The organism is Acidicapsa dinghuensis, assembly GCF_025685685.1.
Lineage (GTDB): Bacteria > Acidobacteriota > Terriglobia > Terriglobales > Acidobacteriaceae > Acidicapsa > Acidicapsa dinghuensis.
Map to the genome: position 1 here is coordinate 212,846 of NZ_JAGSYH010000002.1, position 23,472 is coordinate 236,317.

19 protein-coding genes are annotated in these 23,472 nt (G+C 57.3%); 10 read left to right on the top strand and 9 right to left on the bottom strand.

Annotation, left to right across the window (positions count from 1 at the left end; genetic code table 11):
* The first annotated feature begins 3 nt into the window (after window positions 1–3).
* Complete coding sequence (locus tag OHL22_RS04435) at window positions 4–3,660, top strand: Ig-like domain repeat protein (protein ID WP_263333666.1); 3,657 nt, start codon at window positions 4–6, stop codon at window positions 3,658–3,660.
* 96 nt (window positions 3,661–3,756) lie between these two features.
* Here the strand turns inward: OHL22_RS04435 and OHL22_RS04440 are convergent, their stop codons facing one another.
* On the bottom strand, window positions 3,757–4,830 hold the full coding sequence (locus OHL22_RS04440) for a GGDEF domain-containing protein (RefSeq protein ID WP_263333668.1): 1,074 nt from the start codon (window positions 4,828–4,830) through the stop codon (window positions 3,757–3,759).
* Between the two features lie 234 nt (window positions 4,831–5,064).
* Here OHL22_RS04440 and OHL22_RS04445 point away from each other — a divergent pair, with 234 nt between their 5' ends.
* A complete protein-coding gene (locus tag OHL22_RS04445; RefSeq protein ID WP_263333670.1) occupies window positions 5,065–6,516 on the top strand; it encodes an RNB domain-containing ribonuclease in 1,452 nt (483 codons plus the stop codon).
* A 20-nt stretch (window positions 6,517–6,536) separates the two neighbouring features.
* Here OHL22_RS04445 and OHL22_RS04450 read toward each other — a convergent pair whose 3' ends face one another.
* Entirely contained in the window at window positions 6,537–6,827 is a 291-nt protein-coding gene (locus tag OHL22_RS04450) for a hypothetical protein (protein ID WP_263333672.1), read from the bottom strand.
* 134 nt (window positions 6,828–6,961) lie between these two features.
* Entirely contained in the window at window positions 6,962–7,276 is a 315-nt protein-coding gene (locus OHL22_RS04455; RefSeq protein ID WP_263333675.1) for a type II toxin-antitoxin system Phd/YefM family antitoxin, read from the bottom strand.
* 182 nt (window positions 7,277–7,458) lie between these two features.
* On the opposite strand from OHL22_RS04455, the gene OHL22_RS04460 reads away from it, so the two are divergent.
* The 5 genes from OHL22_RS04460 to OHL22_RS04480 all read left to right on the top strand — a co-directional run bounded on the left by OHL22_RS04460 (window position 7,459) and on the right by OHL22_RS04480 (window position 11,866).
* Complete coding sequence (locus OHL22_RS04460; protein ID WP_263333677.1) at window positions 7,459–8,094, top strand: helix-turn-helix domain-containing protein; 636 nt, start codon at window positions 7,459–7,461, stop codon at window positions 8,092–8,094.
* A gap of 4 nt (window positions 8,095–8,098) precedes the next feature.
* Window positions 8,099–8,803 (top strand): NfeD family protein, encoded by a 705-nt coding sequence (locus OHL22_RS04465; RefSeq protein ID WP_263333679.1) that lies wholly within the window; start codon window positions 8,099–8,101, stop codon window positions 8,801–8,803.
* Window positions 8,804–8,986: 183 nt separating this feature from the next.
* Window positions 8,987–10,426, top strand: a complete 1,440-nt coding sequence (locus tag OHL22_RS04470) for a flotillin family protein (RefSeq protein ID WP_263333681.1) — start codon at window positions 8,987–8,989, stop codon at window positions 10,424–10,426.
* A gap of 108 nt (window positions 10,427–10,534) precedes the next feature.
* Window positions 10,535–11,146, top strand: a complete 612-nt coding sequence (locus OHL22_RS04475; RefSeq protein ID WP_263333683.1) for a DUF2059 domain-containing protein — start codon at window positions 10,535–10,537, stop codon at window positions 11,144–11,146.
* A 42-nt stretch (window positions 11,147–11,188) separates the two neighbouring features.
* Window positions 11,189–11,866, top strand: coding sequence for a PspA/IM30 family protein (locus OHL22_RS04480; protein WP_263333686.1), 678 nt, complete (start codon window positions 11,189–11,191; stop codon window positions 11,864–11,866).
* 34 nt (window positions 11,867–11,900) lie between these two features.
* Here OHL22_RS04480 and OHL22_RS04485 read toward each other — a convergent pair whose 3' ends face one another.
* On the bottom strand, window positions 11,901–12,968 hold the full coding sequence (locus OHL22_RS04485; RefSeq protein ID WP_263333688.1) for a superantigen-like protein SSL4: 1,068 nt from the start codon (window positions 12,966–12,968) through the stop codon (window positions 11,901–11,903).
* 465 nt (window positions 12,969–13,433) lie between these two features.
* On the opposite strand from OHL22_RS04485, the gene OHL22_RS04490 reads away from it, so the two are divergent.
* Entirely contained in the window at window positions 13,434–14,408 is a 975-nt protein-coding gene (locus OHL22_RS04490; RefSeq protein WP_263333690.1) for a hypothetical protein, read from the top strand.
* 19 nt (window positions 14,409–14,427) lie between these two features.
* On the opposite strand, the gene OHL22_RS04495 is transcribed toward OHL22_RS04490, so the two are convergent.
* On the bottom strand, window positions 14,428–15,630 hold the full coding sequence (locus OHL22_RS04495) for a pyridoxal phosphate-dependent aminotransferase (protein WP_263333692.1): 1,203 nt from the start codon (window positions 15,628–15,630) through the stop codon (window positions 14,428–14,430).
* A gap of 183 nt (window positions 15,631–15,813) precedes the next feature.
* Between OHL22_RS04495 and sixA the strand changes: the two genes are divergently transcribed.
* On the top strand, window positions 15,814–16,365 hold the full coding sequence (gene sixA / locus OHL22_RS04500) for a phosphohistidine phosphatase SixA (protein ID WP_263333694.1): 552 nt from the start codon (window positions 15,814–15,816) through the stop codon (window positions 16,363–16,365).
* Here sixA and OHL22_RS04505 read toward each other — a convergent pair.
* The 3 genes from OHL22_RS04505 to OHL22_RS04515 all read right to left on the bottom strand — a co-directional run bounded on the left by OHL22_RS04505 (window position 16,317) and on the right by OHL22_RS04515 (window position 19,958).
* Window positions 16,317–17,903: a Ppx/GppA phosphatase family protein gene (locus OHL22_RS04505; protein ID WP_263333697.1), complete on the bottom strand. Its 1,587-nt coding sequence runs from the start codon at window positions 17,901–17,903 to the stop codon at window positions 16,317–16,319. The genes sixA and OHL22_RS04505 overlap by 49 nt on opposite strands.
* A gap of 161 nt (window positions 17,904–18,064) precedes the next feature.
* On the bottom strand, window positions 18,065–19,018 hold the full coding sequence (locus OHL22_RS04510; RefSeq protein WP_263333699.1) for a ferritin-like domain-containing protein: 954 nt from the start codon (window positions 19,016–19,018) through the stop codon (window positions 18,065–18,067).
* Window positions 19,019–19,064: 46 nt separating this feature from the next.
* Window positions 19,065–19,958, bottom strand: coding sequence for a ferritin-like domain-containing protein (locus OHL22_RS04515; RefSeq protein ID WP_263333701.1), 894 nt, complete (start codon window positions 19,956–19,958; stop codon window positions 19,065–19,067).
* A gap of 240 nt (window positions 19,959–20,198) precedes the next feature.
* Between OHL22_RS04515 and OHL22_RS04520 the strand changes: the two genes are divergently transcribed.
* Window positions 20,199–22,199: an ArnT family glycosyltransferase gene (locus OHL22_RS04520; RefSeq protein ID WP_263333703.1), complete on the top strand. Its 2,001-nt coding sequence runs from the start codon at window positions 20,199–20,201 to the stop codon at window positions 22,197–22,199.
* Window positions 22,200–22,264: 65 nt separating this feature from the next.
* On the opposite strand, the gene OHL22_RS04525 is transcribed toward OHL22_RS04520, so the two are convergent.
* The gene (locus OHL22_RS04525; RefSeq protein ID WP_263333705.1) at window positions 22,265–23,428 is read right to left on the bottom strand and encodes a lactonase family protein; all 1,164 of its coding nucleotides are present in this window, start codon (window positions 23,426–23,428) and stop codon (window positions 22,265–22,267) included.
* Window positions 23,429–23,472 lie beyond the last annotated feature (44 nt).

A 23,472-nucleotide genomic window follows, 5' to 3' on the forward strand; every position in this document is an offset into this window, starting at 1 on the left:
AGAATGCGACTTAGAAAACGCACCGGCCAATGGCGTATCCCCCTTCTGCTTGCCGGTCTGATCGCGGCGAGTTCATCGATTCTGACTGCGCAAAGCAGCGCCGCGACTCAGGGAAATCTTCAGACGCACGCTTCCCCCACGCTAGATCGCATTCTGCTGCTGCTCAAACCTTCCGGCACGCAGGTAAAGAACCTCGACACATTGCTCCAGGCACAGCAGACACCGGGCAATCCGCAGTTTCATGCGTGGTTGAGCGCATCGCAGTTCGCTGATCGCTATTCAGTCTCCGCAGCTTCCGCCTCGGCGGTACAAACATGGCTGACGCAGCAAGGCTTTTCCGTAGCGCCGATGCCCGCAGGAAGGCAGTGGATTGAATTCTCTGGCACCGTACAGCAGGTCCAACAGGCCTTCGGCGCCAACATCACCTCCGTAAAGGACACGAATGGCAGCCTGCGTTACAGGCTTGGCGGTTCTATCCATCTGCCGGCAAGCATCTCAGCCTCAGTTGAGGGTCTGGTATCGCTGGACGGCGCACTCGCGACCGCGGCCGCCACACCAGTTCATGAAGCGGGCACAACGATGGCTGCTCTGCAGAGCAAGGCCGCAACAGACACAACCCTCCTGACTCCCGCGCGAGCACAAAGCCTGCTCCAGCTATCCGGTCTTCAAAAAAACCAGGTCAGCGGCCAGGGGCAGACCATCGCCATTGTGTCGCGAAGCAGTGTTGACCAGAGCGACTACGCAGCCTTCCGCAGCGGCTTCGGACTGCCGGATCTCCCATTGCAGATCAACACTTCTGCCGCAGGCAAAGCAGCGACCATCTCCCGCAACGGCGATGAAGCCGCGACAATGCTGGCTGTTTCCTGGGCAAGCATAGCGGCACCAAATGCGCAGATGATCGTCGTTCCTGCAGAATCCACCAATGCCACCGACGGCATCGATCTGGCTCTTACCGCTGCCATCGACGGTGACATTGCGCCGACCATCTCTGTCGGCTACTCAAACTGCGAAGCGGCTCTCAGCGCGGCGCATCAGGCTTTCTACGCGGCGCTGTACAAACAAGCCGCTGCCGAAGGCATCTCGGTCGTCGCAGCCTCCGGAGATTCGGGTGCAGCAGCCTGCCATTCCCCGCTCGACGCAAGCCCTATTTCGACCGGTATGAGCGTGAACGCGCTCGCCTCTACTCCGTGGAATACAGCCGTTAGCGCAATCGTTCCCGGAGCAGATACAGATACGGCAGCAGCGTGGCAATCGAGCAATGCACCGGGAGATTGGTTCGCATCTGCCGGCGGCATCAGTTCCGTCTACGCGTCCCCCAACTGGCAAACAGCATCCGGAGTACCGAATACAGATCCGGTTACAATTGCTCAACCTCTTGCGTCCAACGCAACCACAAGTACAAAACACCGTTATCTGCCTGATGTAAGCCTGCCATCAGCCGCCAACGCCACATCAGGCCTCACCTTTTGCCTTGGCGGAGCCACCACAGACGGTGCCTGCCATCTCGTTTCGGCGGGCGGCAGTGGCGCTTCCGCTGCAATCTTCGCGGGCATCTCCGCCCTGCTTAATCAGAAATATGGTCCGCAGGGCAATCTTGCTCCCAATCTCTACGCATTAAGCCGTCACTTCCAGAACTCGTCGACGGACGACACCGCTGTGCCCCTGATTGATGTGACCCAAGGCAGCGCCAAGCTCGCTTGCACCACAGCCAGCGCTGACTGTGTCAACTCGCAGATTGGCTTCGACGCAGCAAAGGGCTATGACTTCGCCTCAGGTCTCGGATCAGTCAACGCATCGGCTCTCGTCAACGACTGGACAGTAACGGAAGCAACGGGCACCTCACCCGCCACGGTCGAAATGACCAACACCGGTGGCATCACGTATAACCCCTCCGCCATCATTACGCTCACCGCAAAAGTCCTCTCCGGCTCAGGGGGCACGGTCCCGACAGGCACGGTTCAGTTCTACGATCAGACCGTCGGCGCTGACACAGGTTCTCCGGTGACGCTCGATGCCTCCGGCAATGCCAGCTATCAGGAAGATGGCCAGTTCACGGTGGGCGGCCATAACATTGCAGCCATTTACAGTGGCGACTCCACCTATGCCTCTGGAGAGTCGCAGCCAGTCACAATCAACATCCAACCCAGCCCGACATCGCTAACCGTCGCTCCCTCGACCACCACGCCTAACGGCGGCAGCACCATCACTGTCACCGGAACCGTCACCTCAACCAACCTCGGCAACTCGCCGCCGACGGGAACACTAACCGTCAATCTCGACGGCGTATCGCAGGGAACCGCAAAGCTCACGACCACTTCAAGCGTAACCAGCGGCAGCGTCAATGTAACCGTCCCCACCGCCGGCGCGCACACGGTTCAGGGTACTTACTCAGGCGATTCCAACTACAACAACTCAACATCGCCTTCCGTGACCATTACCGTCGCCAAGGGAGCCACCGTCACAAGCATCTCCGCCACACCCAGCACACTCACAGCCGGAGTTCCTGAAACCTTCACTGCAACCGTAGCGCCTACCTCAGCGTCGATCACAACCTACACAATCACCGGTACTATTTCTTTCTACGACGGCGGCACAACCCTGCTGGGAACCGCGACCATCAGCAGCAACACAGCAATCCTCACCGGCATTCTGCTTTCCACGACAACGGCGCACACCATCACTGCCGTCTATTCCGGCGATACTTCGTGGACCGCCAGTGTCTCCAGTCCGCTGCTGCTCGAGCCCATCCTGCTCCCCGTCACCGTCACGCTCACCTCCAGCAACACCGTGATCGCGCCAGGCCAGTCGGCCAGCCTCACAGCTACCGTCACGCCTGTCACTCCGCCCATCAGTACCGCTGAGCAAAATCCAACCGGCAATGTGCTCTTCTACGCGGGAACGGCGCTGCTTGGCGAAGTCGCTCTTTCCAATGGGATTGCAGACACCAGCGTAGCCACCATCTATGTGCCGAGTCTTCCTGCCGGTTCTTATGTTGTCACCGCGCAATACGCCGGAGACGCGACTTATGGTCCTGCGACCTCAAATTCTCTTGGCTTTTCGGTTGAGAACTTCACGGTGTCCTGCGCAACCAACAACGTCACGGTCGTTCAAGGACAAACGGCTTCCGTCACCTGCAATGTCGCCTCGCTCGGCGGCCTCACCGGACCGATCCAGGTCGCATGCGCCGAGCAGAATCCTGCTCAGCAAGGCGCGATCGCATGCTCCTTCAATCCAACCATCATTCAAGGCACCGGACAAACCACGTTGACCATCGTCACCACTGCCGGGGATACCTCAACGACCAGCCGCAATGAGCGTCCGCGCCTTCCCGGAGCACGTGGTCCATCGCATTCTCCAACTCCACCGCTTCTGCCATGGGCCAGTGGAACAGCGCTCGCCTTTGCAGGCTTGTTCTTCACTCCTATCGGTCGCCGTTCGCGTCTTTTCCGCAACGGCCGCAGCAAACTGCTCGGACTTGTGCTCCTGTTCGCCGGTGTGTGCGGAGCGGGTCTCGGCTGCAACAACACTTCATCGCTATCTACGCAACTCGGCACATCTCTTGGCGTGCACACACTGAAGATCTCTGCCGCCGCTTACGTCAACACCGTGACCGTGACACAGAACACCTATGTGACCGTAGACGTAACACCCGGAAACTAGCACCGGCACCATCTCTTCCAACACGGCCGGTGCCTTCCCCGAGATTGCTTCAATAAAAGGAACGATCGGGAAGAGGCATCTTCGCAATCAGCAGTATTAGAGCTCCCGCTGCGTGCCTTCGTCATCGGCAACAACAAAGCGATCCTTACCCAATCTCTTTGCGCGATACATCGCGTGATCCGCCCGCATCACCAACTTTTCCCAATCCGCTGTTTTCTCCGATAGCGTGGCAACGCCCATACTTACCGTGATCGCCCCCGGCTCAAACCTCAGATTGCGAATCGAGCTCAGCATGCGCTCTGCATAAACCTGTGCTCCCTCGCGATTTGTTTCTGTGAGCACAATCGCAAATTCCTCGCCACCGATACGCGCCGGCAGATCAGCCTTGCGCGCAGAACCCGCCAGAAGCTGCCCAAGCCCATGCAGCACTTCATCTCCCGCGGCATGACCGTACGTGTCGTTACGTTTCTTGAAGTCATCCACATCGAGCAGCATCAAGGAAAGTTCTCTCCCATGACGCCTGGCATTCGAGAACTCAATCGCAATACGTTGTTCAAAATATCTGCGGTTCGCAACTCCCGTCAGCACATCGGTCGTCGCGAGCATCTCAAGCCTGGCGTTGCTTTCTGAAAGTTCCTGATTGAGCTTCGTGTTCTCTTCGAGCGCGCGTTCCAGAGCTCGGCGCTGCATGCGCAGTTCCATGCGGGCCTTCACCTGCCGGGCAAGAATTGCGAGTGCTGTTTTCTGGTCTTCCGTCAGAGAACGCGGCTGGCGATCGATCACACACAGCGCTCCCACCGCAAATCCTCCAGGCGTTTCCAACGGCACGCCCGCATAGAAGCGTATATACGGAGATCCAGTTACCAGCTGATTATCTCTAAAACGCTCATCTGCCTGGGCGTTCTCCACAATAAACATTCCGGTTTGATGGATTGCGTGCGCGCAAAAGGAAAGATCGCGAGCAGTTTCGCGGCCATCCACTCCAATCGACGCCTTGAACCACTGGCGGTCGCGATCGACAAACGTTACAGTGCTGATTGGTGTATTGCAGATAGCCGCCGCGAGCGATACCAGCTCATCGAACTCAGCCTCATTCGGCGTATCCAGAATTTCCAAATCTCGCAGCGCTTGCAACCGCAGTATCTCGCCCGAATTATTCTGAACCGTCATCCGGCCTCCCTTTTCACCAATCTAATGTCCGGCGCCTGCGTTGCCTAGCCTGACAGCATATCCGATCTGCAAATAGTGACCACCTGTTTTGCATTCAACAGCAGCCAAACGACGGAAACCGGTATGCCTTAGTGTGCAACTCTGATCCATGTGCGCATCCCAAGAGCGCTGCCGCGTGTTAGCCTTTCCGGTTACTTGTTCCCATCAGCTTGTATCACCACAAAAGGAGCTTGCGTGTCGCATTCGCATTTCGACCTAGACGCAGCCACATTACGCTGCATGCAGGAGCATGGCTTTCACCCGGAATTCTCCAACGATGTGCAAAAACAGTTGAGCGACATCTCTGCAAATCATAAAAATCATGACGGGCTGAAAGATCTGCGCGTGCTGCTCTGGTCCTCCATCGACAACGATGACTCAAAGGATCTCGATCAGATCGAATGGGCAGAGTCTCTGCCCGGCGGCCAAATACGCGTCCTTATTGGCGTAGCCGATGTCGATGGCACTGTTCATCGCAGCACGCCAATCGATCAGCACGCCGCCTCGGAAACTACCTCCGTTTACACCGGCGTCCGCACCTTTCCCATGCTGCCCACGGAGCTATCGGAAAACCTCACATCGCTGAACGAACACCAGGACCGCGCCGCCGTCGTCACCGAGTTTTGCGTTGATAGCAAAGGCGCCGTCAGCGATGGCAAGATCTATCGCGCCATGGTGCAGAACAAAGCCCAGCTCGCCTACAACGCCGTCGGAGCGTGGCTCGAAGGCAAAGGCGCACCGCCAGAGAAAATCGCAAAATCAAAAGAGCTTGAGCATCAGCTCCGTCTGCAGGACGAAGCCGCACAGCGCATGGTCGGCGCACGCTTCCAGCACGGAGCGCTCGATCTCGAAACCATCGAGACGCGTCCGCTCATGCAGCACGAAGAAGCCGTCGATCTGGTTCGCCAGGCGAAGAATCGAGCCACCTCGCTCATCGAAGAATTCATGGTCGCAGCCAACGGTGTGATGGCACGTTTTCTCGACGCCGTAAAGGTGCCGTCCATCCGCCGCATAGTTCGCGTACCAAAACGCTGGGAACGCATTGTCGATGTGGCCAAAGGCCTCGGCACATCTCTTCCGGCAGAGCCTGACTCGAAAGCGCTCAACGATTTTCTGTTAGGGCAACGCGCAAAAGACCCCGCGCATTTTCCCGACCTCTCTCTCGCTGTAATCAAGCTGCTGGGGCCAGGCGAATACGTAATGGTGCGACCCGGCGAGGAATCGCCCGGTCACTTTGGCTTGGCGGTGCAGGACTATACGCACTCCACAGCACCCAACCGCCGCTTTCCCGATGTCGTAACGCAACGGCTGCTCAAGGCCGTAAAAGCTGGCGCCAACTCACCATACTCAGCCGACGATCTACAGGCCATTGCCACGCGCTGCACGCAAATGGAAGACGCCGCGCGCCACGTCGAGCGCGAGATGCAGAAGCGTATCGCCGCCGTTGTGCTCCACTCACGCATCGGCCAAAGCTTCGCCGGCATCGTAACCGGCGTCAATCAGCATGGAACATTCGTCCGCGCGCTCGAACCGCATGTGGAAGGAATGGTAGTCCACGGGGGCAAAGGACTCGACGTGGGTGATCGAGTAACCGTAAAGCTAGTGGGAACAAATCCAGAGCGTGGGTTCATCGATTTCGCTATTTAAGGCAGGAACAAGCCGACTCGCTAGACGGATAGAGTTTTGAAGCCTAGCTGTTGTGCGGCGAAGAGAAGCTGAGCGTCGAAGCAAATAAACGCTTTCCCTCTGGGGTTACCACGAGACCAGATCATCGCTGCCGCCAGCTGAAGTGCGTCGGCAGCCCTCAACGAATATCGCGTCAACAAAAATTCAGCTTCTGCTCGCAAAGCCTCGGAAGGCTCAATCTGTCGCCAGCCGCGTCGTAGACCGGTCAACCGCTGCAGCCCTCCTGCATAGTTGCCGGATGAGAGTAGTCCGCTGCGAAGTACGCGCTCCATTGCACTCCGTATTTCAACGGTCGTCGACCACCACGCGACGATTTCATATCGTTGCGCTAATTTTCTGGCTGCTGGGCTTGATGACTGATGAATGCAAAGTGGGACTAGCGCACTCGAATCCCAGAAGGCCTGCACTAGCGATCACCTCGCCCCTCAATGAGTGCCTGTACGGCGGCATCGCCAGGTACCGTTTCGGTGGGGATGGAAAAGAAAGCATCCCAGTCGATCTGTTCCTGCGGCAACGTCATAGCCCCTGAGGCAACAAGTTCGGCATCGTCGTCGGCAATCGTATCGTGATCAATAGGCAGAATGCGCGCGATAGCTTTCTTGCGGTCGCGAACAACCACTTCTTCCCCATTACGGACATACTGAAGATAAGCGCTTAGCTGGTTCTTCAATTCGCCGATGTTTACGCTACGCATAAATTCAACATACAGTAAATTAGCCAAGTTAGCCACATTTCTCCCACTACCGGGTTACCGAAGATTTTCTGAATCCTTTTCGATTTCGCTTGCACGATATCGCAAATCGCGATAAATTTATTTGCGGATTGCAATATTGCAAATTGCAATCATGAAACGAGCAAGCTCGAAAGGCGTCAGGACAAGCATCCAGCGCCGGTTCCGGGGAGATGAGAGCAGTGAAGCTGGGAGAGAAAATCCGGTATCTGCGAGAAGTTGAGGGCAGCCTGCGCGGCATCGGCAGGGCAATGAACCAGCAGGAGCTGGTGAAAGCCATCGAAGCCGAGACTGGCGGCAAGCTGAGCCAGAGTTACCTTTCGCAGATCGAGAGCGGGGCGAGGCCACACCTGACCAACACCACGCGGCAGACCCTGGCTAGCTTCTTCAAGGTGCATCCGGGCTATCTGGTCGATGACCCGGAGGGCTACCACCCGGAGCTGCAAAGCGATGTGCGCGACCTGGCGGAGTCGGAGGCCAAACTGGACCTCTGGCTGGTCAGCGGAGCGGAGCGGTTCCGGCGGGACGCGGCGCTGAAACACGCGCTGCTGACCCTGGCCCGGCACGAGCAGACGCGGGATTGCCTGCTGCTGCTTGAGTCGATCCTGGACACGCCGGGACTGATGCCGAGGCTACTGGAGGTGTTGCGGCCCGAAGCTGCCGCAGCGAGTGACGAGGCGGAAGATGAGCCGCCGATGGAGATGAAACGGACGAACGGCAGGTCCGCGCGAGCCGCGGGAAAGAAACCTGTCAAAAGTCCAGTAAAACGTCCGGCGAATGGAAGCGGGCGTGGCAGGAAAGGTGGGTAGGGCAATGATTGCGTTATTTCCGGTTTTCGGGATGACGACAATTTCGATGGTGGGGGATGGAATGGGTTTCTGGGAAGGCTTTTACTTTGCATGTTTTATAGCCGGGCTGCTGCTCAGCATGATCTCGCTCATCGGCGGCATGGGACACATCAGCTGGCACTTTCACATGCCACGTGCGCCTGTGGTTGGGCATGTGCCTCATGTAACGCATATTCCCGTTGCCGGCCGCATGGCTCCGGGAGCACACACGCCCGCAATTGGAGGAGCGGCGCGTGCGTCGGCAACAGTTCCCTGGTGGAACGCGTTCTCGATCATGGTCTTCCTCTGCTGGTTCGGCGCGGCAGGCTATTTGCTCACACGCTACGGAACCTTCGTGACCGGCGTAGTCTTCGTGCTCGCTGCGTTGTGCGGGCTTATTGGTGGAGCAGTGGTCTTTTGGTTCCTGACCCGCGTGCTGTTACCGCACGAGCGCGAACTGACCGCGGAAGACACATCCGTGATGGGTGTCGTCGGCAAGGTCAGCTCGACGATCCGCGCGGGCGGCACAGGCGAAGTTCTCTATGAGCAGATGGGCGCAACGCGTTCTGTGCCGGCGCGGGCCGATTTAGGCGAGCCGATCGAGAGGGGCGAAGAGGTATTTGTGGTGCGCTACGAGCAGGGCATTGCGTATGTGCGCCGATGGGAGGAGCTGGTAGAGATGCATCAGTAGCGCTCCGCCACTACTCGCGAAAAGTTTCATAACTGGCTTCGTACAAGAAGCATTGAATCGATGATTTGTTGAGCTGTAAGACGCAACTGCGGCGAGACACCACGGCATGTAGTTCATGAGCGGGCGAATCGCCGTACAACCAAAGATGTGACGCTCCCGGTTGAAAGGACCGGGAACCAAATGATGACCAACATTGTATTTATTGTCGGCGTTTGTGTTCTGGTGCTGATTTTCTTCCTCGGCATGCTGGCCAGGATGTTTCGCAAGGCCGGCCCGAATGAAGCACTCATCGTGTACGGCTTCCGTGGACCTCGTGTTGTCACCGGGCATGGCACGGTGCTCTTCCCGATGATTGAGAACTGCAAGGAGATATCACTCGAACTGATGAGCTTCGACGTAGCTCCGCAACAGGACCTCTACACCAATCAGGGCGTAGCCGTATCCGTGGAAGCAGTAGCGCAGATTAAGGTGCGCAGCGATCAGGCCTCGATCCTCACGGCTGCCGAGCAGTTTCTTTCCAAAGCTCCGCAGCAGCGCGAAGGCTTGATCCGCCTGGTCATGGAAGGTCACCTGCGCGGCATCATCGGTCAGCTCACCGTCGAGCAGATCGTGAAAGAGCCAGAGATGGTTGGCGACCGCATGCGTAACACCTGCGCCGGCGACATGAGCAAGATGGGCCTGGATGTGGTTTCGTTCACCATCAAGGAGGTACGCGATCAGAACGAATACATCACTAACATGGGCCGGCCCGATATTGCCCGCATTAAGCGCGATGCCGACATCGCCGCCGCAACAGCCGAGCGCGATACAGCTATTCAACGCGCGATTGCTCTGCGCGAAGCCGCCGTTGCCAAGGCACAGGCAGACCAGGAACGAGTAATCGCAGAGACAGCCTCGCAGGCACGCCAGGCTGAAGCGCAGCGCGATATGGACATTAAGAAGGCGCAATACGCCGAACAGAGCCGTAAGCAGCAGGCCTCGGCAGACAAGGCCTATGAAATCCAGACCAACATCATGATGCAGCAGGTTATCGCCGAGCAGGTGAAGGTGCAGCAGACGGAGAAAGAAGCGCAGATCAAGGTACAGGACGCGGAAATTCTGCGCCGCGAAAAGGAGCTGATTGCCACTGTATTGAAACAGGCCGAGATCGAGCGTCAGAGGATCGAGACTCTCGCCGCTGCCGAAAAAGCGCGGCTGACTACCGAAGCCGAAGGCCGTGGCGCTGCCATTCGCGCGCAAGGTGAAGCGGAAGCTTCGATCATCTTCCAGAAGGGCGAAGCCGAAGCCAAAGCCATGAACATCAAGGCCGAGGCATATCAGGAGTGGAACCAGGCCGCGGTTGTCGACAAGCTGCTGACCAACATGGCCGACGTTGTTCGCGCCATGGCCGAACCGCTCTCGAAGGTGGATCGGATCACGGTGGTTTCAACCGGCAACGATGGATCAGCCGGAGTCAACAAGATCACCGGCGACATGACAAAAATTGCTGCGCAGGTACCTGCGATCTTTGAAGCACTGAGCGGCATGGATATGAAAACGCTGATGTCGAATATCAAAACGATGCGCACGCCGAATGGCGGTTCGACCATCAACGGCTCAGGCAAGGATGAAGCGGCTCAGTAACCCTGAAAGCCGAAACACAGCTCGTCTGGTGAACTGGCAACACTTCACCAGATGGGCTGCACAGTCCAGCATGAGCCAGAGAGGAAAGAGACCGGTATGAACAGGAAATTGACACTGGCAGCAATGATATTGGCAGCAATCACTGCTTCAACCGTCTATGCGCAGACAGGCTCCGCAGAGCCGTCCGAACATGCCACCGTCATTCAACTGCAAAAATCCGAAATTGCCCCGGAAGATCAGCCCACCGACAAGCAGCTCGACAAGCTCTTTACCGCCATGCGATTGCGCTCGCAATTCGACACGATGGTCAAATCCATGAGCGCCTTGATGCAGCAGCAGGTGGCGCAACAGATCAAAGAAATGGATGCCGGAGCATCGGGTAGCAACGTATCCGCCGAGAAACAGAAAGCTATTGAAGCTTTCACCAAAAAGTACATGGATCGCGCGATGGCACTCTACCCTGTCACCGAGATGATTCAAGACATGGGCAACCTGTACAAGCGGCATATCAACCGCGAAGACGTCGATGCCATTACCGCGTTCTATCAATCGCCGGCTGCGCAGCATCTCTTGGATGTGCAGCCCGAGATCATGCAGGAGTACATGCCGATCGTCCAGACGCGTGTGCAGGAGCGCACCAAAATCCTGATGGACGAAATGAAACGTGACGCGGAGAAGATGAAGCAGTCTTCTCAAAGTCACACGAATAAACAATCGTAGCCAGTCTCTTTATGAACTGATGTAAATGTGCAGGAGGATGTCATGCCATTGTTGGAGCGAGTAAGCACACTTCTTAGAGCCAATATCAACGACCTGATCGAGAAAGCCGAAAATCCTGAAAAACTGCTCAAGCAGCTCGTTCTGGACATGGAGAACCAACTCTTGCAGGTCAAGACTCAGGTAGCCATCGCCATAGCCGATCAGCATCTCCTGGAGCGCAAGCGTCAGGAGCATGAGCAGGAGATCGCAGAATGGAAGCGCAAGGCTGAGCTCGCCGTCGCCAGGAGACATGACGATCTCGCGCGCGCTGCTCTGGAACGCGTCATCAGCTTCGAACGCCTCACCAAAGGCTTCGCCGAACAGGCAGAAGACCAGAAACTCGAAGCCGACACCCTTCGCCAGACCCTGCACAAGCTCGAACAGAAGCTGAGCGAAACCAAAGCGCAGTGCGAGATCCTGATAGCCGAGCATCGCCGGGCACGTGTTCTGAAGCGTGCCACCGATGCACACCAGCACGTAGGGGCCACGCAAGACTCCGCCATTGGCAGGATGAAAAGCAAAGTCCGCCGCGAATCGGCTGAGAATCTTGCAGCCGGCGAAGTGCTTCTGCCCGCAACTCTGGAAGACCGCTTCAGAAGCCTCGAAGAACAGGAGCAAGTGGAGCTTCTGCTCACCCAGCTCAAGGAGCGTGCGGCTCTCCCGGCTTCAACTCCGGAATAGCACTACTGCCGGATGGCAGGCAGCAGGCGGCGTGCTATTGCTGATCGGGCTGGTCTTGTTTCGGCTGTCCCGGCGCCGCCTGTTGTATCTGCGGATGCGGATGATTACTGAATGGATTACCGCCTCCAGTCGGGTCCGGTTGAGACCGGTTGATCGCGTCCTGCCCGTGCGTCGGATCTTTATGCAGGAAGTGGCGCGAAATATCAGGCCAGAACTCCTGAAAGAGTGATCCTGCGCCACCTTCGGCGGTGATCACCAAGGCTCCCGTAACGGTGCTGCTGATGCCGCGCTCATCCTGAGGTAGATATAGGTTGGAGATAGCGCCCGAAATAAAATTTCCCCCCACATTGGAGTAGTTCGGCTCCCATTTGCCTGTATTGTCGTGGCGGCATATCACGTTAGTGCCTAGCGCATACAGAATCCGGCGCTTGATGCTCCCGCGTCCCAGCCGGAAATATCGCGGATCCTGGTGCAGGAGCGATGGAAGTATCCAATTACCCCACATTTCTCCGTCGAAATTATCGGCGTATGTTTGGCCGTATCGCTTCGCATACCCTCCAATGCCGCCGCCATAACCGTAATCGGACCCCTCCGCCTGGCCCAGAAGCGCAACAAAGCCAGCAACGCCAAAAGAAACCGGATCAATCTCCGTCTTAATTGCCAGATCGAATTTCTGCGCCGACGTGAGCGATGCCGCTCCATATACATAGCTGGTATTGAAATTGGGTACGATCCCTAGAACGCGTTGTTTCTCCTGCTCTTTGAGCTGTTCCTGAGCCAGATCATGCTGCGACTTCTGAGTCGTGGATTCTGTCGACGGTTTCGTTGCATCCGGGCTCGTGGCCTGGCTGCCGGAACTCGCGGACGATCCGGACGACGAGGCCGGTTGTTGCCCCGACGCAGGCGACTGGGAAGATTGTGGTTGAGTTGACGCTGGATTTTGCGTCTGCTGAGGCAGCGGCGCGTCAGGAAGTTCTGTATTGGCGATCAGAACAGCTGTTGGATGTTCCTCCAGTGTTTGCGCCCTTAATGAAGTATTGCCACAAAAAAATCCAGCTCCCGCCACAAGGCAGACACAGAGCAGAATAAAACGCGAAGTCATTCGGATATAAATCTCCAGCCAGCTCGGCACGTCGTGATCGAAACATCTTCACACGCAGTAAAGTCAGATACCAACGCCTTCAAGGCGACCAGTTATACCGGGCCCGGCTGGAGACAGGCTTACTGCCAAGCTCTTGCATACTCTCCAGTCAAAGTCTGCGATTACGCCCGTTTTCTCTCTGAATTAGACGTAACTCCTGACAATCTAGCCCTGGAGAATGGCCGCAAGTAGAGAATTCACGCAACTTTGAGCCTGGACGAGCCATAGGCATGCGATTTTCAATTCGGTGGCAGGATTCCCGACGCCAAGCTTCCTTTGCGCCAGCAACCTCGTCAACGCCTGAGATTGTCCGCATGTCGGCCAAGTGCATCGAACGAATCATCATTTACCCTATAAGAGGCTTCGTGCTTGTTGCAGCGGGCGTGGAGACGACCATACTGAAACGAAACGAAGCAGGATCACTGAATGACTTTTCGTCGCGCCCACATGTGTGCTTGCCTGATGGCAAGCTCACTGGTTTTGTGTCTGGCTTCAAAGCGCTTGAATGCGCAGGAGATCCTTTCCGGCCAGCAAGTTGCTTTGTCCGGTAAACCTGCACTGACATTCGAGGAATTACCAGACGCTCCTGCGCCCCAGATTGCTGTTCTTCAGCAGACAACACCTGCATCTTCCTCTTCGTCTCAAACCTCGCCGTCGGAGCCGCAAAGTTCCGCTGGGCAGTCTGGTTCGCCCAGTTCAGCAACACCTCCTCAGCAGCCACAGGAGTCGCAACACCAGATCGCGGAAGATCAGCTCAAGCAACAAAAGAAACAACGTGTCTTTGGATTTCTTCCAAGCTTCAACACCAGCTATCTCGATAACGCGGTCTCGCTCACAGCCGGACAGAAATTTCGATTGGCTTTCTCACAAACCACCGATCCGGTGCAATTCGGTATCGCCGCATTCGCCGCTGGGCTGGACGAAGCAGAGGGCGGCGATTACGGTTACGGCGGTGGTCCTCTGGGCTACGGAAAACGATGGGGAGCCGATTATCTGACCAGCTTCGACGGCAACATGATCGGTAACGCTCTCCTGCCTGCCCTCCTGCATCAGGACCCGCGTTTTTTCCGCCGTGGTTACGGATCGGCTAAGCGACGCGTCCTCTATGCACTTGCTACAAGCTTCGTTTGTAAACACGACGTAACAGGCAAGTGGGAGCCGAATTACTCCAATATCGGCGGCAACATTATCGGCGGCGCCATTTCAAACTTCTACGTGCCCAAAGACGATCGAGGAGTTGATAACGTATTTCAAGGCTTTGCACTGGTCACCGTCGAGGGGGGAGCTGGCGCAATCCTTCAGGAGTTCTGGCCGGATATCTCACGGAAGTTCTTCCACAAAGACCCCACCAACGGCCACGACGCCATCATCCGCGCACAACACGGACAACAGACGAAATAATTCATCCGCCTAAATACGGCTATTCTGATTTGAGCGATCGCAGCCGCGTGCAGGCGTCGTCCAGATCGCGGTCCTTCTTCGCAAAGCAAAAGCGCAACAGATCCTCGCCATGCCCGGCGCGGAAAAAAGCTGATCCCGCAACGGACGCCACGCCTGTCTTCGCCAGCAGCCACCGCGCTTTCAGTGCCGCGTTTTCACCCGGAAGCGCGCTCGCATCCGCAAGAATGTAGTACGCGCCGCGCGGAATGAAAGGCTTCATGCCTGCATCGTCCAGCGCGCTCACTAGCTTGGCCCGCTTACCCTCATGATCCGCCGCCAACTGCGTGTAGAACTCTGGCCCAAGCTGTTCAAGCCCCGCAGCCGCCCCATGTTGCAATGGCGCTGGAGCACAGACATACGTCAGATCGTGGAAATAGTTCATAGCCGGCAGCCATTTGCTGTGCGCAAGAACAGTCCCCAGCCGCCATCCGGTTACAGAAAATGTCTTCGAAAATCCGGAGATGACCACTGTGCGCTCACGCATACCCGGCAAGGTCGCGGGCGAAATATGCTCCACATCGCCATACACAAAGTGTTCGTAGATCTCATCAGTGAAGACAAAGAGACCGTGTTCCTCGGCAACCTGCGCCAGAGCTTCTATCTCCGCGCGGGTAAAGATCTTTCCCGCTGGATTCGACGGCGTATTGATCAGCAGCGCGCGCGTGCGCGGCGTCAGTGCAGCCTTCACTGCATCAAGATCCAGCGTCCAATCCGCACTTGCATTCACCGGACGAGCCAATGGAACCAGCACCGGCTGCATGCGCATCGATTTCAGCGTGCTTGCGTGATAGCCGTAAAACGGCTCGAAGAGAATGACCTCATCGCCAGGATTGAGCAGCGCCATCGCCGCCGCGTGAAAACCGCCCGTCGCCCCGCTCGCCACCAGAATCTCAGTATCCGGATTCACTTCAATGCCGTTGAACCAGCGCACCTTCTCGGCGATCGCCTTGCGCAGACGGGCGATACCGTCCAGCCGCGTATAGATGTTGTGACCGGCATGCATAGCCTCGATGGCGCCCTGCATCACTGGAGCTGGAACCTCGGTGTCGCACACTCCCTGCGCCAGGTTCACGCCACCAATGCGGTCGCACTCCATCGTCATGGCCCGAATCTCTGATTGCAGCGCACGCGGCGCAAGTTCACTGAGCCTCAAATCCTGGGTTATAGCGGTTGTTCCGGCCATCGGAAATCCCTCTCCAAAGAACCTCTTACGAATATCACAATCCCGGCTTTGCATGACCCCAGTGCGTCGCGGTCAACGCCAAAACTGCCCGTCTCACCGCAATTCACCAGGAATCATAATGTTACAGATATGTTAAAATAACCGTTAAGAACGCTTGAACAGGCGTTGATTTTTCTGCCATTTATGAATCTCTATCTCATGCGCCATGCTGACGCTGGCGTATCCCGCGACAATCCGGTGCTTGATGCAAAGCGTGGCCTGGTGAAAGAAGGCAAGCAGCAGTGCATGCTGATGGGCGCAGTCCTGGTTGGGCTCAGGGCACAGATTGATGTGGTGATATCGAGTCCGTTGAAGCGAGCCCGGCAGACAGCTCAGTTCGTCGCCACGGAAATCGGCGTCGAAACACCAATCCTGAACTCTCCAGCTCTTGCCGCCGATGCAGACTACGCGGCCTTTCAGCAGTTGTTGTCGGAACACAATAACCGGGAGGGCGTTCTGGTTGTAGGGCACAACCCCAACCTGCATCAGTTCCTCGCGCGGCTGCTTTCCGGCAACGGAAACGGACATCACGCTCTGCAGGGTGGCGGCTGTATCCGTCTGCGCAAAGGCGCTATAGCGAGAATTGACTTGGCCCGTCGCCCGGCTCAACTGCAATGGCTTATTGATCCTCGCCTTGCGGGCACCGTTTATACCAGCCTGACAAAGAGTTCCCGCCCAAAGACCTCGCGGAAATAATCCGCCTCTTTGCGCAGCGACCACAACTCCAGTTCAGCGCCCGTGCGTCCTTCCTGCAGCTCCAGCAAGACGCGCTTAGGGTAAACCCGCGCAAAGACCTTCAGCACATCCGAAGCACGATCCTGATTCAGCGCCGTCGCCAGCCGCAGCAGCACGACGCTCTTCAGCACATTCGTATGCTCTTGCGCTGGAATGTTTCTCATCGCCCGGTCCCCAGGCTGCGGACGCGACTTGCCAAGATAGCGCGCAATCGCCGAAATAATCGTCCGCTGCTGCATCGTATAGCCGTAGATCTCGGTGCTCGATATGACATATTGCGTATGCCGGTGATGCCCCTGGTGATTGATAAATTTCCCGGTGTCACTCAGCGTTGCCGCAACGGCCAGCCAGTTCTCGTATTCCCCGGGAAGCTGATGCAGCGCCGAAAGATCGCTGTAGAGCTGCATAGTATGATTGCGCACCGGCTCTGCCTGGCGCAGATTCACGCCGAACCGCTTCGCCGTAGTCAACACGCTCTCCCATCGTTCTTTTTCAAACTGCTGGTGCGCTGTCGCCCGGTCATCTTTCTCAGCGAGCATCTGCGCCAGAATGCCGTCACGCAACCCAAGATCGGAATACCGGAACCCCGGCAGATTGAAGCTTTCCAGCAGCTCCGCGTACACAACCGCCCCGGCGACAATGATCTCTGCTCTCTTCGGACCCACGCCAGGCACCGCGGCGCGCTCCGTATTGTTCATCTTGCACAGCTTGGCGGCAAGACGGCGCACCTCTTTCGGCGTCGTAATGGACGCAGCAGCAACTCCGGCCGCCGCCCCGGATGCCGATCGCGTCGCGCGGCCTGCCTTGGCGACCGGTTTCGCCAGGGCAGCATGCGCTTCGGCCAGCGCCGCGGCCGTGCCTGAAGTCGCAATCACCAGCGGCACGATCCCCGGATTGATGCGCTTATGCGCCCGTCGCAGTTCGCGCGCGATGAACTGCTTCATGCGCGCCAGGCCCTCTTCCGACGGAGGATCCATCGGGATGAACTCCTGTGTCAGCCGCACCGCGCCCAAAGAAAGGCTGATCGTCTCCTTAAGCCGTTTCTGCTCGCTGAGCGTAATCTCGCAGCTACCCCCGCCTACATCCACCAGGATCACCTTGCCTGCTGTGCCCAGCTCGTAGGTCATGATGCCGCGATGAATCAGCCGTCCTTCTTCCAGTCCGGAGATGACTTCAATCGTCCAGCCCGTCTCTGCCTTGGCCCACGTCAGAAAAGCCTGTGCGTTGCGCGCATCGCGCATGGCCGCAGTCGCCACCACGCGAATCTGCTCCACGCCATGCTCCTGCACCGCCTTCTGGAAGCGTTTGAGCGCCTTAAGCGTCATCGCCATCGCGTCGGGTGAGATCAACCCTGTCTCAAAGACACTCGTTCCGAGCCGCGTGACCTCACGATCTTCATGCAGCACTTTCAGCCGATGCGCCACAATCCGCGCAATCTTCAGCCGGCAGGAGTTGGAACCGATATCGACAGCAGCAAAGGTAGCAGCGGTGACTGGCATTCTCTGTCTCTCGCAGGCTCATAGCAATCCTCGCCTGCTATCGCCACAATACAACACCAGTCTCACCCGGCAGTGCCGCGCTAAAAACAGGAACGGCGGCAAGTGCTTACCCGCCAGTAAGCTCCTGCCGCCGTTCCCACATCCAGGGAAATGAAATGCCGCTAACTTACATTTCCGTTCAGGCCATTGGGATAAAATCCCCCTTTGGTCCCACTCGGACTCGCATAAACAATATTCAGCACCTGTTGCGCCGTACGGCTGAATCCAATGCTGTTCGAATCGGCGTTGACAATCGTGGACGCGGTGTACTGAGCACTTGATCCGTTCAGGCTGTCTGACACTGTGCCCAGCCCCACATCATCATTGTTGCTGCCGTCGAGCGTCTCACGCAGATTGCTGATCTTCGTTGCCGTAGCTGCAATGCCAGCCGATGGTGTCGCCTGATCCAATCCCCACAGCGTCGTGCGAATCAAACCTGCGTGATACGCCTCAACCGCATGGATACCGACAGCTGCCACGAGGTTGGCCGAAGAAGTCAACGACGCAGCAGCTCCGTGATATGCAGTCACGCCAACGTCTTCAAAAATGTAAGCACCGAGCAGAAAAGCTATATCACTTGAAAACGGATCGAAGCTCGGACCGATGCCTGCCGCAGCAGCCGCCGCATTGAAGCTGTTGTAAAGATCGATATTCGGCTGCGCTACTGCCGCCGATCCAAGTGCCGAACGCAGAAACTGCACATGCTTCTGCTCTTCCCCGGCAATCTCCTGCGCGTAAGACGCTACCGCAGGAATAGTAAACGCGACTTTGCAGCTTGCCGCGCCCGCTGGCTTCACCGTAACCGTTCCGCCGCCGGTTGCCGAACTTCCAGCGCCTATCCCAATCCCGATCTGATCTATCGTTTGCCCCGCATAGGCAAGTGTGTAGAACTCTGCCTCAAGATATTCGAGGTTCAGAGCGAAATTGAGATAGTCCGCGTCTGTCAGTGTGGATTGCGCCTTCGCCGCAATGCCGCCGAACATCAACCCTGCGAGAGCAGTGCTTCCCGCTCTCACCATCCTTCGCCGGCTCATCGCGATCACATCATCCAGAATCTGTGTCTCTGCCGTTGCCATCGTCTCTCCGCCCTCAATCTGCTTGTGAAAACATCGTATGAACGTGCTACATGCTGCCGGTCGACTTGATATTGCCGTTCAGCCCGCTCGGGAAAAAGCCGCCCGAGGAAGCACTCGCGCTCGACGTCGCATACACGATATTCAGCACCTGCTGCGGCGTGCGCGCGTAAGCGATAGCAGTATTGGGATTCGCCGCCACGATGGTCGTCGCGCTCAGCGTTGTCTCATTCCCTCCACCAAGCTGTCCGCGCAACGCCGAGATCTGGTTCGCATATCCCACGTACGTGCTGCCAGCCTGCAACACCAGCGTGCGAACCTCGCCCGCATGGTATGCCTCAACCGCCTGAATTCCCGCGGCCGCACCCAGATACGTCTTGTTCTGCAGCAAAGGAGCAGCGCCGGAATACGCTGTGACACCAACATCCTCAAAAACAAATGCACCTACCAGAAACGTCTCAAAACTCTGGAACGGATTAAATGACGGTCCAATCCCAGCAGCCATCGCCGCGGCATTGAAGCTGTTCACCAGATCGATCGGCGGCATTGGCACCGCCGCACTACCGAGTGCCTGCCTCAGAAACCGCACATGATTCAACTCGTTCTGCGCAATCTCATTCGCATATTCCATCTGTATCTGACTGCTGAACGGAACCATCGATCCGCCCGTCACCGTGCCAGCGCCCGAACCCATATCCGTTGCGGAGAGCCCGCTTCCCGTTGCCGCAATCAGATAGTACGAAGCCTCGAGATACTCGAGATTCAGGGCAAAGTTAAGGTAATCCGCATCCGTCAATTGCGTTTGCCCACCCGTCGGTGGAGTCGTCGTAGTCTTCGAAGAAGACCCGCATCCAATCGCACTTAGCACTGCTGCCGTACCAGCGCCCGCTAGAAATCTACGGCGCGTAAGCAACTTGCCAAGAAAATCATCCACGTCGCGCACCAGCACACCTCATTTCAGAACGAAGATTGAAGTCCACCAATTTCGAACACCATTTCCTCTTGTGTCCGTTTTGGGAACGCGCCATCTCTTCCTGTGGATTGGCCTGCAGAAGCTATTTTTGGAAACGAGCCTCACCGTGTCGCATTTTGAACAGTTGTAGAACCTCCTCAACAACCGGCGAAAGCATTGCAAACACAAGCAAAATCGGTCCGGCTGCTATCCTTAACTACAGAAAGAGCTATGACTGATTCCTCGCTTTCCGCTTCCCGCCCGGTCAATACAATCTCGGTGCGGGCTGTCTGGGCCTTGCTTCTCGCCATCTTTGCCGTCATTTATCTAGCCGCTCTTCATACCCCTCCATTGCTTGACGATGCCGATGCTTCACACGCCCAGGCCGCCGCGCACATGGCCGAAACCGGCGACCTCGTCACGCTCAAGGTCGACGGCATCCGCTATCTTGAAAAGCCGCCGCTTCCCTACTGGATTGTCGCCGGCCTCTATAAAGTAATCGGCGAAAATGCCTTTGCAACCCGGCTCCCCAACGCCCTGGCCGTCCTCGGTTGCGCCTGGATCGCATGGCTCTGGTGCCGCCGCGCCTGGGGAGATCGCGCCGCGCTCTATGCCGCACTCGGTACGCTCACCACCTGCGGACCTTTCCTCTACACACGCTTCTTTATTCCCGAGGCTCTGCTCAGTTTCCTGCTGCTGCTGGCTCTCTTTTGTCTCCTTACCGGCCTCGAAAGCGGCCGTCCCGTCCGCTTCTACGTCGCGTGGGCAGCGCTGGCCCTTGCCATGCTCGCCAAGGGGCTCATCGCCCCGGTCTTCTTCTTCGCCGCTGCCATTCCGCTGCTGCTCTTAAGCGGCCAGTGGCGTCGCTGGCGCACGCTCAAGCCTTTCTCCGGCCTGTTGCTGTTTCTGCTCATCGCCGCGCCATGGCACATCCTCGCCGGTCTGCAGAATCCCGACCAGGGCCATCCCATCGGCAATCATCCAACACTCGGCAACGTCCACGGCTTCTGGTACTTCTACTTCCTCAACGAACATGTCTTCCGCTTCCTCGGCACGCGCTATCCGCACGACTACAGCAAGCTACCGTTTGCCGCCTATTGGCTGCTGCCGATCGTGTGGACATTCCCCTGGAGCCTCTTCTTCCCTGCTGCGCTCGTCATAGCGTGGCGCACGCGGCATAGCTGGCTGCAGCATCTCCGCAAAGACGCTGGCCAGACCGTCGATTTTTATCTCGATCACGCCGTACGCGAAGACGTCGCCACTTACGTCTCCCGCCTCAAATTCCGCACGCGCTCTGCATGGCTGCTCGGCATCTTCGCGGGCTTTACGCTGCTCTTCTTCTCCATCTCCACCAATCAGGAGTACTACACCTGGCCCGCGTGGATTCCACTCATCATGCTCACCTCAGGCATGCTCGCTGGCATTGAGGAGACAAGCGAAGAACGCCGCGAAGCTGGTATCGCAAGCGGAACATTCGGACGCAGATGGATTGTCGGCGCGCACGTTGTTTACACGATCATAGGACTCACTATCGTCGTCTTTCTCGGCATTGGATTGTGGCAATCCCGCCAGCTTCCCTATGTCTCCGACATCGGCACTCTGCTCGCACATCGAGCCGTAGGCGACTATGAACTCTCGATGTCGCACCTCTTTGATTTAACCGGCCCCTCATTCGCCGCGCTTCGTCTGCCGGCAGGCATCGCGGCAGTCGTCCTGCTCATCGGTCCAGTCACCGGTCTCGCTCTCCGCATGGCGCGCAAGAACATCGCAGCAACCACCAGCATCGCGCTCACCTCCGCCATCTTCCTTATTGCGGCGCACATTGCCTTTGCGCGCTTCGCGCCCATGCTCAGCTCACGCCAGCTCGCCGAGACGCTGCTGCATAAGGCCAGCCCATCCGACGACTTCATCGTCTTCGGCGATCAGTCCGATGCCTCCTCCGTCATCTTCTACACGCACCGCTTCTTCGGCCATCCAGCGCAGCTCGTCATGGAGCGCTGCTCGCAGCACGGCAACGGATCGTCGCTCCTCTGGGGCTCCTGCTATCCCGATGCGCCCAACATCTTCCTCAGCCAGGATCAGCTCGCAACGGAGTGGGGCCAGGGTCCACGCCACTGGATCTTCGCACAAGACACCAATCGCTCCAAGGTCGAGCAACTCCTGAGCGGTCGCCTCATCCCCGTCCAGACCATCGCCGATAAGACTCTCTGGACCGACCGGCCTCTCCAATAAACGTCGCCAAAATAAAGGCAGCGCGACCATTTCGGCCGCGCTGCTTTTTCTTGCTCGTACTTCTATTACTTCAGAAACACAATGCACGAAGGAGTCCCCACTCCAAAATACCGGCCAGTGAAGTTCAACCTGCCCGTCTCTGCATCCACCTTGAACACTGCGATGGCATCGCTTCTCTGATTGCAGGCATACGCAAAGCGCCCGCTCGGATCAAAAGCAATATGGCGCGGATAGTCGCCCATCGTTGAGCTCTCTCCGATCCATGCAAGCCTTCCTTCACTGCCAATCGAGAAAATCGAAATCGTATCGTGCAGCCGATTTGCCGTGTATAGAAACTTCCCATTCGGTGAAACCAGAATCTCAGACCCAAAGCTCGTCCCCGCAAAATGCGGCGGCAAAGCAGACAATGTCTGCTCCGCATGCAGCGCCCCCGTTGATGCGTCGAAGTGGAAGAACGTCACATTCGAAGCCTCCTCCGTCAGCAGATACATCCACCGCTTATTGGGATGAAATGCAAAGTGCCTCGGCCCATCGCCTGCATTCACCGAAACAAACGGCGTCTCTGCTGGCGAGAGCTTTCCCGCACTCGCATCGAAGCGGTACACATAGATGCGATCCTGCCCAAGATCTGTCTGCAACACAAACCTGTTGTCCGGCGCGGCCTCAATCATGTGCGCGTGCGGAGCATCATGGCCGCTGATCGCAAAACTTCCTTTCGGCGCATCCTGCGCAATCTTAGGTCCGACCGAGCCGGTGTCGTGATGCACATCGGAAGCAGTGCCCAGGCCGCCATTACCCTGAATAGGCAGAACGGCAATACTGCCACCCGCGTAGTCCGCAACGAAGACATACTTCCCTGTAGCATCCATGCTCAGATGCGCGGGAGCCGCACCCTCCGAACTCACTACATTCAACAATTCCAGATCGCCATTCTCCCGGTTAATGCGATACGCGCTCACAGACCCGCTCTTGCCGTGAAAATCCGTGACCTCATTTGCTGCGTAAAGATAGCGGCCGGAAGGATCGACAGCCAGCCATGACGGATTATGCGTCTCTGCGGCCAGCTTCACCTGCGTCAGCTCTCCCGTCGCGTGATCCATCGCCACCAGATAGATACCTTTGCCGTTCGCCCCACCATCCACCGCACTCGTATACGTCCCCACATACGCAAACGTCTTTCCGTTCGTAGCTTCCATGCCGCGCAACATGCGGGAAGAAGAGGCAACCATGCAGGCAGCCGCTCCTGCGAGAAAATGCCTGCGAGAAAATTGCC

Coding starts and splice junctions, on each gene's coding strand:
- OHL22_RS04435 (WP_263333666.1), top strand. CDS start 4: ATGCGACTTAGAAAACGCACCGGCCAATGGCGTATCCCCCTTCTGCTT.
- OHL22_RS04440 (WP_263333668.1), bottom strand. CDS start 4,830: ATGACGGTTCAGAATAATTCGGGCGAGATACTGCGGTTGCAAGCGCTG.
- OHL22_RS04450 (WP_263333672.1), bottom strand. CDS start 6,827: ATGGAGCGCGTACTTCGCAGCGGACTACTCTCATCCGGCAACTATGCA.
- OHL22_RS04460 (WP_263333677.1), top strand. CDS start 7,459: ATGAGAGCAGTGAAGCTGGGAGAGAAAATCCGGTATCTGCGAGAAGTT.
- OHL22_RS04465 (WP_263333679.1), top strand. CDS start 8,099: ATGATTGCGTTATTTCCGGTTTTCGGGATGACGACAATTTCGATGGTG.
- OHL22_RS04470 (WP_263333681.1), top strand. CDS start 8,987: ATGACCAACATTGTATTTATTGTCGGCGTTTGTGTTCTGGTGCTGATT.
- OHL22_RS04480 (WP_263333686.1), top strand. CDS start 11,189: ATGCCATTGTTGGAGCGAGTAAGCACACTTCTTAGAGCCAATATCAAC.
- OHL22_RS04485 (WP_263333688.1), bottom strand. CDS start 12,968: ATGACTTCGCGTTTTATTCTGCTCTGTGTCTGCCTTGTGGCGGGAGCT.
- OHL22_RS04490 (WP_263333690.1), top strand. CDS start 13,434: ATGACTTTTCGTCGCGCCCACATGTGTGCTTGCCTGATGGCAAGCTCA.
- OHL22_RS04495 (WP_263333692.1), bottom strand. CDS start 15,630: ATGGCCGGAACAACCGCTATAACCCAGGATTTGAGGCTCAGTGAACTT.
- sixA (WP_263333694.1), top strand. CDS start 15,814: ATGAATCTCTATCTCATGCGCCATGCTGACGCTGGCGTATCCCGCGAC.
- OHL22_RS04505 (WP_263333697.1), bottom strand. CDS start 17,903: ATGCCAGTCACCGCTGCTACCTTTGCTGCTGTCGATATCGGTTCCAAC.
- OHL22_RS04510 (WP_263333699.1), bottom strand. CDS start 19,018: ATGGCAACGGCAGAGACACAGATTCTGGATGATGTGATCGCGATGAGC.
- OHL22_RS04520 (WP_263333703.1), top strand. CDS start 20,199: ATGACTGATTCCTCGCTTTCCGCTTCCCGCCCGGTCAATACAATCTCG.
- OHL22_RS04525 (WP_263333705.1), bottom strand. CDS start 23,428: ATGGTTGCCTCTTCTTCCCGCATGTTGCGCGGCATGGAAGCTACGAAC.